This is a genomic window from Maribacter sp. BPC-D8 (assembly GCF_035207705.1).
In the GTDB taxonomy this organism is placed as follows: Bacteria; Bacteroidota; Bacteroidia; order Flavobacteriales; family Flavobacteriaceae; genus Maribacter.
In genome coordinates this window covers 817,488-828,458 of the sequence record NZ_CP128187.1, presented here as the reverse complement: position 1 = coordinate 828,458, position 10,971 = coordinate 817,488, and the positions used below count along the sequence as shown (strand labels likewise).

Annotated in this window: 9 protein-coding genes; 5 read left to right on the top strand and 4 right to left on the bottom strand. The window is 35.9% G+C overall.

Going from position 1 to position 10,971, the window contains the following annotated elements; translation table 11 throughout:
* Positions 1-6 precede the first annotated feature (6 nt).
* The gene (locus tag QSV08_RS03580) at positions 7-591 is read right to left on the bottom strand and encodes a hypothetical protein (protein ID WP_324026653.1); all 585 of its coding nucleotides are present in this window, start codon (positions 589-591) and stop codon (positions 7-9) included.
* Between the two features lie 140 nt (positions 592-731).
* On the opposite strand from QSV08_RS03580, the gene QSV08_RS03575 reads away from it, so the two are divergent.
* From QSV08_RS03575 to QSV08_RS03565, 3 genes are read left to right on the top strand one after another with little or no spacing between them, the layout of a single operon-like run.
* Entirely contained in the window at positions 732-1,274 is a 543-nt protein-coding gene (locus tag QSV08_RS03575) for an RNA polymerase sigma factor (protein WP_324026651.1), read from the top strand.
* Between the two features lie 33 nt (positions 1,275-1,307).
* Positions 1,308-1,814: a hypothetical protein gene (locus QSV08_RS03570; RefSeq protein ID WP_324026649.1), complete on the top strand. Its 507-nt coding sequence runs from the start codon at positions 1,308-1,310 to the stop codon at positions 1,812-1,814.
* Positions 1,807-2,244, top strand: a complete 438-nt coding sequence (locus QSV08_RS03565) for a hypothetical protein (protein ID WP_324026647.1) — start codon at positions 1,807-1,809, stop codon at positions 2,242-2,244. Before QSV08_RS03570 ends, QSV08_RS03565 begins: the two co-directional genes overlap by 8 nt.
* On the opposite strand, the gene QSV08_RS03560 is transcribed toward QSV08_RS03565, so the two are convergent.
* The gene (locus QSV08_RS03560; RefSeq protein ID WP_324026645.1) at positions 2,245-3,267 is read right to left on the bottom strand and encodes a WD40/YVTN/BNR-like repeat-containing protein; all 1,023 of its coding nucleotides are present in this window, start codon (positions 3,265-3,267) and stop codon (positions 2,245-2,247) included.
* Between the two features lie 157 nt (positions 3,268-3,424).
* On the opposite strand from QSV08_RS03560, the gene QSV08_RS03555 reads away from it, so the two are divergent.
* Entirely contained in the window at positions 3,425-4,639 is a 1,215-nt protein-coding gene (locus tag QSV08_RS03555; protein WP_324026643.1) for an RsmB/NOP family class I SAM-dependent RNA methyltransferase, read from the top strand.
* 79 nt (positions 4,640-4,718) lie between these two features.
* Here the strand turns inward: QSV08_RS03555 and QSV08_RS03550 are convergent, their stop codons facing one another.
* Together QSV08_RS03550 and QSV08_RS03545 are read right to left on the bottom strand one after the other, a co-directional pair.
* Complete coding sequence (locus tag QSV08_RS03550; protein ID WP_324026641.1) at positions 4,719-6,311, bottom strand: amidohydrolase; 1,593 nt, start codon at positions 6,309-6,311, stop codon at positions 4,719-4,721.
* Between the two features lie 170 nt (positions 6,312-6,481).
* The gene (locus tag QSV08_RS03545; RefSeq protein WP_324026639.1) at positions 6,482-6,919 is read right to left on the bottom strand and encodes a winged helix-turn-helix transcriptional regulator; all 438 of its coding nucleotides are present in this window, start codon (positions 6,917-6,919) and stop codon (positions 6,482-6,484) included.
* Positions 6,920-7,194: 275 nt separating this feature from the next.
* Here QSV08_RS03545 and purL point away from each other — a divergent pair, with 275 nt between their 5' ends.
* Positions 7,195-10,914, top strand: a complete 3,720-nt coding sequence (gene purL / locus QSV08_RS03540; protein ID WP_324026637.1) for a phosphoribosylformylglycinamidine synthase — start codon at positions 7,195-7,197, stop codon at positions 10,912-10,914.
* Positions 10,915-10,971 lie beyond the last annotated feature (57 nt).

Here is a 10,971-nt window from a genome sequence, read left to right as displayed (position 1 = left end):
ACGTTACTATCGAGCTACTTTAATATCTACAATCATGATTTGACCGTTGTTACTCTTCATTTTAATAGCTCCTTTATGTCCCGCTGCATTCTCAAATAAAACAATTGTCGGATAATCTTGTGGTCCCATTGCCTCATCTTCATTTTCAATTACTAAATCTATAAGCGAACTTTCATCAGCAATTGCATCAAATTCTTCAACAGTCATCTGATCAGCTGTATTTTCCATTTTAGTCGTTGTACCACCTTCTATTTGCTCATCTTGGAACAAATCATCAGGACTCATCCAAAATAAGAATCCGCGATTTGACGGACTCATATCATACCATGCTAAATCAATAGTTGGCGCTATTTCAGCATCAATTTCATCATAAGAATACAAATCGCCTGTGGTTGTAGAAAAAAAGCGTTTAGTATCTAATCCGTCTGTATCTACTTCAAATTCAACATTTTCATAAAGCATAAAACTAGCAAGTTCTGCAGTTTCCTCTTCGTTTTGCTCCATTACATCTTCATCGTCATCACTACATGAGATTACAGAAAATGTAGTTATAAAAAGGCACATCAATAAAAAGCTCTTCTTTAAAATCATAAAATTAAGTTTTGGTTTATTTTACAACGGATAGAATATATAATTATTAGGATACCTATTAAAAAATATCAAATACCTTAAGTAATGATTAAACCTTTCCCTAACTTAATGGTCTAAGTATAAACAAACCTCATTTCTAGGTGATTGAAGAGGAAACATTAGTATTAGATTTAAAAACTAAAAGCAAGCAAGCACAAGCTTTTGAGGTATTAGTAAATACCTACAAAGAACGTTTGTATTGGCAGATACGAAATATTGTATTAAGCCATGCCGATGCTGATGATGTTTTACAGAATACTTTTATAAAAATCTATAAAAATATAGACGGATTTAAAGGAGATAGCAAACTCTTTTCTTGGATGTACCGTATTGCAACTAACGAGGCGTTGAATTTCATAAAAAAACGAGCTAAACTGCAAGGGGTTTCCGATACGGATTATCAAGACAAATTGGTATCTAATTTAGAAGCAGATGTATATTTTGATGGAGATGAAATTCAACTGCAACTTCAAAAAGCTATTGCAACACTCCCTGAAAAACAAAAATTGGTTTTCAACATGAAGTACTTTCAGGAATTGAAATATGAAGAGATTTCAGAAATATTGAATACTTCGGTAGGCGGATTAAAAGCTTCTTATCATTTAGCAGTAAAAAAATTAGAACAGTATTTAAAAGAAGATTAAACCTTTTATACAATTGATTGTCAAACTAGTATCATGAACAAAAACAAAAATAATCCGTTTAAAACTCCAGAAGGCTATTTCGATAGCTTTCAAGATAAACTAATGGATAAATTATCTAAACCAGAAAGCCTACTCCCAAAAGATAGCGCGTTCAATGTACCCGATAATTATTTTGAATCGTTCAATGAGACCTTGAAAAAACAGTTAAATACTGAATCTAAGGTTATACCTCTTTTTTCTATAAAGAAAGTTTTTGCCGTAGCCGCATCTATTGCTGCAATAGCAGTAGTAGCTTTAAATTACGATTGGAATTCTTCTAACGAATTAAGTTTTGAAGACCTTGCAAATACTGATATCGAAGCTTATTTTGAAAATAATGATTTTGGTTTATCTCCGTATGAAATTGCGGAAGTATTACCAGTAACGAATACTGAATATTCAGATTTTTTAAGCTCACCTATTGAGAGCGATAACCTACTAGATTACTTAAATGAAAACGTAAGTGATTTTGATGAATTTAATATTGAAGACAATGAATAAACTTATAATAAGCATATTCTTATTTGTAACAACCCTTTCTTTCGGACAAAAAAATCATGATTGGGAAAAGATAAACACGTTAAAAGTAGCTTTCATTACTGAAAAACTTTCTCTAAGCACCAAAGAAGCTCAAGAATTCTGGCCTGTTTATAATGAGTATCAAGAAAAAAGAAATGTTTTACGCAAAAAAAGTCATAACAAGATCAGAGGTAAAATGAAAGATGCCGATGCGCTAACCGAAAAAGAGGCTGAAAACCTATTAGCCTTACATATACAAATTGAAGAAGAGGAAGAAGTATTGGATACTAACTTTCTCAAAAATGTAAGCAAAGTTATTTCAGCCAAAAAAACGCTTTTGCTATTACGTTCAGAAGATGAATTTAAACGACAGTTAATGAAACAATATCGCCAGAATAAAGGCGGCAAATAATTATTTGAAGGTTAGTTTAGAAATACGATTTTTACCAGCAGCATAAGCAACAGAATCGTTCTGAAAGCGTATGGTAAAAAAAGGCTCCTTTGATAGTTTTTTCCAAGTTTCACCCATATCTGATGAATACGAAATTCCTGTAAAACCAATAGCTACAAGTCCTGTTCCATTTGAACCAGGCACAAATTGTACACAACTTTTATAACCGGGTTCACTACCATCAGCTACCAAGCTCCAAGTTTTTCCACCATCTTTTGTTATTGCTTTGTTGGCTTTTGAAGTATCCGGATTGGTGTAGTCTCCGCCAATGGCAAAACCTAAATTTTCATCATAGAAATCAATGGAATAAATACCCTCAGTTGCCTCGGCATTTTTAATGGGAGTCTGATAAGTTTCCCAGGAATTCCCTTTATCCGAAGAAAACAGAATTCTTCCAGATGTGGTTGCCATCCAAATGTTATCACCTAATGTCTTGATATTTGTATTACTAGCCGCAAAAGCCCCCTCACCTTCTATACCTTCTGGTAATTGTGAACATGGTAGTTTAGACCACGTGTTTCCACCATCCGAAGTCATTATAACACTTAAGCATCCGTTGACAGAATCTCCTATTGCAATTCCGTCTTTATCATTCAAAAAGGTCATAGCATCATAAAACACGCCTTCTCCCTCCTCCTTATACACCAACTCCATTCGACCGTTATCTCCTGTTTTATATAACAGCGCTGGCGATTCTATAGAAAGCATAAAAAAATCGGTAGATGTATGTGCCACTGCTCTAAACGCCGGTACGCTCGTATGGTATTTTTCAATATTCGCACGCACTTTACCAGAAGTTAAATCTATAGTACCAAAAGTGCCTTTATTAGCAGCGAATGCTAAACTATTACCCATTAGCTCTATAGCTCGAATGCTTAAAGAATCTGAATACACTGTTTCTATATCCACCGTATTAAAAGTAGCTGGCGGCACACTTTCTGAACATGAAACCATTAAAACAATCAAAAGAAAAGTATAACGCATAGGATTATGGTATAAAGTTGATCAAAAATAAATGGAATCGCTTCTAAAACAATACCTTTGCAGCCATAATTTTTTGGAGGACTAAAGCCTATCTAATCGATAATCAATACAATGACGGCTTCAAATCTTCTGACCATGTAAAATAATATCACTTCTAATGAAATTACACAGAAATTTGGTGTTTGCCGTAATCGACGCATTAAACCTAATATTTAACGAAAATGAATACGCCGATAAGGTGGTTCAAAAAGTATTACGATACGACAAACGTTGGGGCGCTCGCGACCGTGGCTTTATTGCCGAGATTACCTATGAAATGGTACGTTACAAGCGTTTATATACTGAAATAGCAGAAGTTAAAGCTCCTTTTAGCAGACCAGACCTGTTTCGTATGTGGGCAGTTTGGGCTGTTTTAAAAGGTATTAGTTTACCTGATTGGAAACAGATAGAACCAACACCAGAAAGAAGAATTAAAGGTAAATTCGACGAGCTTTCTCAAATAAGAAAATATAGAGAAGCTGTGCCAGATTGGATCGATGAGCTTTGCGAAAAAGCTTTGGGTGAAAAATTATGGACCGAAGAGTTAGCTAAACTTAATGTACCTGCAGATGTTATTTTGCGTACAAACACATTAAAAACGAACAAAGAAGAATTACGTAAAGCACTTTTAGACGAGAATATAGTTGCTGAGCCTGTAAAAGGTCATCCTTCTGCTTTGAAATTGGTTGAGAGAGCAAATGTATTTGTTACTCAAGCTTTTAAAAACGGAATGTTCGAAGTTCAAGATGCTTCTTCTCAGTTAGTTGCCGAGTTTTTAGATGTTGAACCTGGGCAGCGCGTTGTTGATACATGTGCTGGTGCTGGTGGTAAATCTTTGCACTTAGCCGCTTTAATGGAAAACAAAGGTCAATTGATTTCTATGGATATTTACGGAAGTAAATTGAAAGAACTTAAAAGACGTGCTAGACGTAACGGTGCTCATAATATTGAAGTACGTGAAATAGATTCTTCTAAAGTTTATAAAAAACTTTATGGTAGCGCCGATAGAGTTCTTATCGATGCCCCTTGTACAGGATTGGGAGTTCTTAGAAGAAACCCTGATTCTAAATGGAAAATGCAACCAGAGTTTCTAGACAAGATTGTAAAAACACAACACGATATTATTAGAAGCTACAGTAAAATTGTGAAACCAGGCGGTAAAATGGTTTACGCTACCTGTTCTATCCTACCTCAAGAAAATAGCCATCAGGTTCAATCTTTCTTAAAATCTGAAGAAGGTAAAGACTTCACCTTGGTGAAAGACAAAAAAATATACGCTTCTAAAAGTGGATTTGACGGATTCTATATGGCTTTGCTAGAGAAGAAAATCTAATTCCTCTTTTTATATAACCTAAAAAGCCTTCCATTTCAATTGAACTGAAAGGCTTTTTTAATGGATAGTATTCAACAACCTAATCTTTCAATGTAGGGTACTCGATACCTAATTGCTCTAAATATGTATCGTATTTGGTTTCATCGTAATAGAACTTTTCTAATTCGGGTCTAAACTGATCTTGCTTGTCTTTATTTAAATAAATTGGCGGCATATCACTTTCAGAAATCATTGGTTGGTATTTGGTATCTTTTTGCTGCTCATTATTAAAATAGTCCCACGCGCCTTTCATTAAATCAGGCTTTAATAAAAAGTCTATTATCGTCATAGCTTCTACCTTTGCTCCTGCTACGACACCTTTATGTGCTATTGGCGTTGCCATTGCTATCGCATTACTCCAATGATGGCCTTGTAGACCAGGTATGTTACTTGGGTACCTCAACGTTACTGTAGGTACTTTCCAAGATACGTCACCAATATCGTCAGAACCACCACTAATTGGCTCAAGAACCGGGAGTCCTAATTCATCTAATTTTACAGGTAAACCTTCAATTTTTTCTGAATTTACTTCTGTTTGTACAGCTTTAGCTAATTTTTGATCAGCTTCTGACCATTCTGGCAGTCCAACCTCTTTTATATTAGCATACATGGTTTCTGCAATTACCTTATTATAATGTCTTGGCCATGCTGTACCCAAAACTTTAGAGGTCATGGTTGTACCTGTCATTAACGCTGCACCCTTAGCCATATCGTTTGCTATGGCGTACATCTCCATGATTCCCTCATATTTTATATCTCTAAAATAAAACCAGATAGCTGCTTTAGAAGGTACTACATTTGGCTGATCACCAGCATCGGTAAATATAGAATGTGAACGTTTTAGTGGATGTAGATGCTCTCTCTTATAATTCCAAGCGATATTCATCAACTCTGCAGCATCTAAAGCACTTTTTCCTCTCCATGGTGAACCGGCAGAATGTGCAGCTTCGCCGTCAAAAGAATATTCTACCGATATTAAACCCGTACCTCTTGTTGGTCCGTACGAGACTCCAAGATTATTACCCACATGGGTAAAAATGCACATATCAATATCGTCAAAACGACCATCTCTTACATACCATGCTTTTGCAGCCACAAGCTCTTCGGCTATACCTGGCCAAACTAGAAGTGTACCTCCAATATTCTCACGCTCCATAATTTTTTTAACTGCTAAGGCGGATGAAATATTCATTGGAATACCAGAATTATGTCCTTCGCCATGCCCCGGAGCTCCTTCTACTATTGGCTTGTGATATGCCACACCCGGATATTGGGATGCTTTTGGAATGCAATCTACATCACTACCCAAAGCAATTGTAGGTCCTTCCCCATTGCTCCAAGTTGCAAACCAAGCGGTGGGAATTCCTGAAATGGAGTTTTCGATTTCGAATCCGTTTTCAGCTAAAATTCCTGTCAGATATTTTGAAGATTCTACTTCTTGAAAACCCAATTCTGAAAAACTAAAAATCTTATCGACCATTACCTGAGATTGCTTTTTATTCTCCTCGACAATAGCGGCAACCTCCGTTTTTAGCTTTTCAATTTGCTTGTTTGATCTTTTCTTTTGTGCGTACACGCCACTAAAGGCGAGTAAACAACATGCGAATGCACATAGTGTAGTTCTTTGTTTCATGGTGGTTATTTGAATTAGTTGCTAGAAGTTACATAAATTGATTGTTACGCGTGCGCAACAAACCAATTTTTATCTAATTCAAAACCTAAGCAATCAATTTTGCTGTAATAGGATTTTACATGGCATTAAAATCCACATTTGAAAACTTATTAGATTATTCTAAGGGGGAATTAAAAAAGTGGCAACTGCTGATTTTGTGGAACTTCTGGAGTTTCTTTAACTTTGGGTAATTCTTGAATTTCAGGTACTTCTTTCACTTCTAGAACCTCTTTAACTTCAGGAATTGTCACAGTCGCAGCTATTTGTTTTTGCCCCCAGCCAGTCATCGCCTTCACAACCGGAAGTAATGATTTACCTAATGGCGTCAATGTATATTCTACTCGTGGCGGAATTTCACCATATAAGGTACGATCAAGAATACCCGACCGTTCTAAAGACTTTAATTGCTTGCTTAACATTTGGCGATTTATACCTTCAATTTCTGCAAAAAGCTTATTAAATCGATTGGTACCTTTATTTATATGATACAGAATTATAGGCTTCCATTTACTATCTATCATATTCATACAATAATCAAGTGCCTGTGCATCATTATTTTGCTTCGCCATGCTTTTCTAATTTTTTAAACAACTATAATTTGTCGTTTCTATCAGTAATTATTTTAAGTCTAACAAACATACTAATATTATAATTATAGTAAAAATCTAATTTTCATACTATAAAGAAAAACTTTAAGTCATTAATAATTGTGATTGATAAAGGTAAAACAAATTCTCACTAATTTCATTAACAATTACTGTTTAAAAGTGTTTCAGATTCCCGTAAATAGTTACCAGTAAAGCCTTAATTTTGTATTTCAAAAATCAATACCAGACACACTACAATGATTCACTTTTTTGGGGAACCTAGCAAAAAGGTTTTTGCGGTACAGACCGCTAAAGAACTTTCATCTGAAGATATAAGTAAACTTATATGGTTGTTCGGCAACCAACCTAAAATAAATGCGGCGTCTCTTGACGCCTTTTTTGTTGGTCCTAGAGCCGCAATGATTACTCCGTGGAGTACGAATGCTACAGAAATTACTCAGAACATGGGTGTTTCTGGAATTATTCGGATTGAGGAATTTAACGCTGTAGAAGAAAAATTTACAGGATTCGATCCTATGATTTCTCAGAAATATAGCACTCTAAATCAAGAGATTTTTGATGTTCATGTAGCACCAAAACCTATTCTAAATATTGAAGATATTGCTGCTTTCAACAAACAAGAAGGCTTAGCACTGAACGATGAAGAAGTAGATTATTTAGAGAACCTCAGCAAAAAACTTGGTAGAAAACTAACCGATTCTGAAGTGTTTGGTTTTAGTCAAGTAAATTCTGAGCATTGTAGACATAAAATATTTAATGGCACTTTCGTTATTGACGGTGAAGAAATGCCTTCTTCGCTATTTAAATTGATTAAGAAAACTTCTCAAAAGTTTCCGAACGAAATAGTATCTGCCTATAAAGACAATGTTGCCTTTGTAAAAGGACCTAGAGTGATGCAATTTGCTCCTAAAACGGCAGACAAGCCAGATTTTTACCAAGAGAAAGAATTTGACTCCGTAATTTCAATAAAAGCAGAAACACATAACTTCCCTACCACTGTAGAGCCTTTTAATGGTGCTGCTACTGGTGCAGGCGGAGAAATAAGAGATCGATTAGCTGGAGGTAAAGGTTCTTTACCTCTTGCTGGTACTGCAGTTTACATGACTGCCTACTCTCGTCTAGAAAAAGAGAGACCTTGGGAACAAGGAATGAAAGAGAGAGATTGGCTATACCAAACTCCTATGGATATTCTTATTAAAGCCTCTAATGGTGCTTCTGATTTTGGAAACAAATTCGGACAACCATTAATTACGGGTTCTGTTCTTACGTTTGAATATGACGAAGCTTCTACTCCGTTCGAATCATCAGAAGATGAGACCTCGGCTGCAGATAAGAAACGTCGTTTAGGGTATGATAAAGTAATCATGCAAGCTGGTGGTATTGGCTATGGTAAAATTGAACAAGCAATAAAAGACAAACCTGAAATTGGTAATAAAATAGTAATATTAGGTGGTGACAATTACCGAATTGGTATGGGTGGCGCTGCAGTTTCTAGTGCAGATACTGGTGAATTTAGCTCTGCTATTGAACTAAACGCTGTACAACGTTCTAATCCTGAAATGCAAAAAAGAGCTGCCAATGCTATTCGTGGTATGGTTGAGAGTGATGTAAACACCATTGTTTCTATTCATGATCATGGTGCTGGCGGACACTTAAATTGTTTATCTGAATTAGTAGAAGAAACTGGCGGTAAAATAGATTTGGACAAGTTGCCTGTTGGTGACCCTACCCTATCTGCCAAAGAAATTATTGGCAACGAATCTCAAGAACGTATGGGGCTTGTCATCGGTAAAAAAGATATTGAACATCTAAAGCGCATTGCTGACCGTGAGCGTTCGCCAATGTACGAGGTTGGTGATGTTACTGGTGACGACCGTTTTACTTTTGAATCTAAAACCAACGGTGCTAAGCCGATGGATTTAGCTTTGTCTGATATGTTCGGTAGTTCTCCTAAAACGATAATGACAGATAAAACGGTTATTCGTGATTATAAGAATGCAGAATATTCATTAGAATTCTTTCATGATTACTTAGATGCAGTTCTTCAACTTGAAGCTGTTGCTAGTAAAGATTGGCTTACAAATAAAGTGGACCGTTGTGTCGGTGGTCGTGTAGCAAAACAACAATGTGTTGGTCCGTTACAGATTCCTCTAAACAACTGCGGAGTAATGGCATTGGATTTTAAAGGAAAAGAAGGAATTGCCACTAGTATTGGGCACTCCCCTATTTCTGCTTTGATTGATCCTGCTGCCGGTAGTAAAAATAGTATTGCAGAATCATTGACCAATTTAGTATGGGCGCCGTTAAAAGACGGATTGGCTTCTGTGTCTCTTTCCGCTAACTGGATGTGGCCTTGTAAAAACGAAGGTGAAGATGCTCGTCTATATAAAGCTGTACAGGCAGTTTCTGAATTTGCTATTGATTTAGGCATCAACGTACCTACAGGAAAGGATTCTCTTTCCATGAAACAAAAATATAAAGATGGTGATGTTATCTCTCCTGGTACCGTAGTAATTTCTGCTGCTGGTAACTGTAGTGATATTACAAAGGTTGTTGAACCTGTTTTACAGAAAAATGGTGGTTCTATTTATTACATCAATCTATCTAAAGACAATTATAAATTAGGAGGTTCTTCTTTTGCACAGACTAGAAATAGTATTGGGAACGAAACACCTACTATTACAGATTCTGCTTACTTCAAAACTGTTTTTAATACCATTCAATCTTTAATAAAAGAGGATAAGATAGTAGCCGGACATGATGTTGCTTCTGGCGGATTAATCACTACCCTTTTAGAGTTATGTTTTGCAGACACTAATTTAGGTGCCAATCTTGATCTAACAGGTTTAAATGAAGCTGATACGATTAAAGTATTGTTCTCTGAAAACGCTGGTATTGTTTTTCAAGCAAAAGATGATAGCATTGAAGCTATATTGAAGTCTAAAAATATCGATGCCAAGAAAATAGGAACCGTTACTAATGAAGCTACTCTTACCGTTAAAAACAATGGTATGGAAATGGGACTTAACATTGAAGCCCTTCGTGATACTTGGTTTAAAACATCATATTTACTAGACAATCAGCAAACAGCAAATGGTTTAGCTAAAGATAGATTTGATAATTATAAGGTTCAGCCTTTAGCATATAAGTTCCCTTCTACAACACCGCTACAACTTCCAAGTCGAAGTTTAAGTGGAGCAGAAATGAGACCAAAAGCAGCAATTCTACGTGAAAAAGGAAGTAATTCTGAGCGTGAAATGGCAAATGCTATGTATTTAGCGGGATTTGATGTAAAAGACGTTCACATGACCGATTTAATTTCTGGTCGTGAGAATTTAGAGGATATTCAATTCTTGGGTGCTGTAGGTGGTTTCTCAAATTCTGATGTGCTAGGTAGTGCAAAAGGATGGGCAGGTGCTATTAAATACAACGAGAAAGCAAATACGGTTATTAAAAACTTCTTTGCTAGACCAGATACATTATCTGTAGGTATTTGTAATGGTTGCCAATTATTTATGGAGTTAGATTTAATTAATCCGGAACATGAATCTCACGGTAAAATGACGTACAATGATTCTCATAAGCACGAGAGTAATTTTACCTCTGTAGAAATTCAGAAAAACAACTCTGTAATGCTTTCTTCTTTAGAGGGTAGTAAACTTGGTGTTTGGATTTCTCATGGTGAAGGAAAATTCGATTTACCACAGTCTGAAGAGAGTTATGATATTGTTGCCAAATATGGTTACGAAGGTTATCCAGCAAATCCGAATGGTAGTGATTTTAACACTGCTATGCTTTGCGATAAAACTGGTCGTCACTTAGTAACGATGCCACATATTGAACGTTCTATCTTTCCATGGAACTGGGCACATTATCCAACGGATAGAACTGATGAAGTTTCTCCATGGATAGAGGCTTTTACTAATGCGAAAGAGTGGGTTATTAATCAGAAATAATCCCATAAAACTATATAAATATAAAAGCTGTGCACTCCCATGTCTGGGGTACACAGC